The organism is Cyanobacteriota bacterium (assembly GCA_025054735.1).
Lineage (GTDB): Bacteria > Cyanobacteriota > Cyanobacteriia > SKYG9 > SKYG9 > SKYG9.
Window position 1 is genome coordinate 1 of the sequence record JANWZG010000654.1, and the last position, 1305, is coordinate 1305.

A 1305-nucleotide genomic window follows, 5' to 3' on the forward strand; every position below is an offset into this window, starting at 1 on the left:
GCCATCGACAAGAATATCTCGAAAGGTAACGTTTAGGTCAGCTATGACCGACTTGGGTAACTCGGTATTGAGCCGTAGCAGTAGGCGATCGTAGATGTATCGACAGGAGTGGTACACCCGATAAAACTGGGCAATTGTGGCGCAGGCCACTTCAGTGCTATTGGTGATGCGATAAAGATGGGTGTCTTCTCGATTGATGAGCCTACGCTTCAACAAATGTTCACTGACGTAGGTGCTCCATGCATCCCAATAGTCATTACCAGGGTGGTTCATAAACACAATAGGTAATGGCTCCGCCTTGCCAGTTTGAATTAGGGTTAAACACTCAAACACTTCATCCTGGGTGCCAAAACCACCAGGAAATGCCACGATCGCGTCACTCTCCTTGAGCAAAAACAGTTTGCGGGTGAAGAAATATTTGAAGCTAACCAGGCGATCAGGGCTGACATAGGGGTTAGATTCCTGTTCAAAGGGCAAGCGAATGTTCAAGCCAATTGACTTATCAACCCCAGCACCCCGGTTTCCAGCTTCCATGATGCCCCCACCAGCACCTGTCATCACCATAAAGCCCTGTTGAGCTAATTGTTGAGCTAGCTCGACTGCCATTTGATAGTCTGGTTTGTCGGCTGGTGTACGAGCTGACCCAAAGATCGTAACCTTGCGAGTATGTTGATGGGCATAGAAGGTCTGAAACGCCCCCTCCATATCCAAAATAGAAGAGGCTAAGATTTTCCAGTCTAGCCGTTCAATATGCTCGCTGGACATCCGAACGATCGTACTCAATACCTGCTTAATCAAGCGTCCATGGGCATGGTGCGGCAGTTGGTCAATCAATGCCATCATGTCCGATCGCAGGCGTTCTAGTTCACTCAATTCCATACCTAACTCCTGTCAACCATGCATACGCTTGCGACAGAGCTGATAAAAAAACCCAGACTCCTCAACAGGAAACCATCTGGGATCAGGCAGACTATGTCACTTTGGACTACTGGAGAACTATCTAGACCCACCAAGCTAGCACCAAGTCGCTACCTAGAGGTGCTTTTCGAGAGTATTTGACAGCGTTGTCTTAGGTACAGCGCCTACAACCATATCAACACGCTCGCCACCTTTGAAAATCATCAAGGTTGGAATGCTGCGGATACCGTACTGAGTTGCAACGCTAGGATTTTCATCAGTATTCACTTTCACTACCTTCACCTGACCAGCATATTGTTGAGCAATCTCATCAACAATAGGGCCAACCATTCGACAAGGCCCACACCAAGGTGCCCAAAAATCCACTAGTACAGGAACGTCACTTTC

2 protein-coding genes are annotated in these 1305 nt (G+C 48.0%); both read right to left on the reverse strand.

Features of this window, described 5'->3' with window-relative positions:
* A partial coding sequence (locus NZ772_19120; GenBank protein ID MCS6815669.1) for a TIGR00730 family Rossman fold protein occupies positions 1-879 on the reverse strand: 879 nt, incomplete at its 3' end.
* 153 nt (positions 880-1032) lie between these two features.
* A partial coding sequence (trxA, locus tag NZ772_19125) for a thioredoxin (GenBank protein MCS6815670.1) occupies positions 1033-1305 on the reverse strand: 273 nt, incomplete at its 5' end.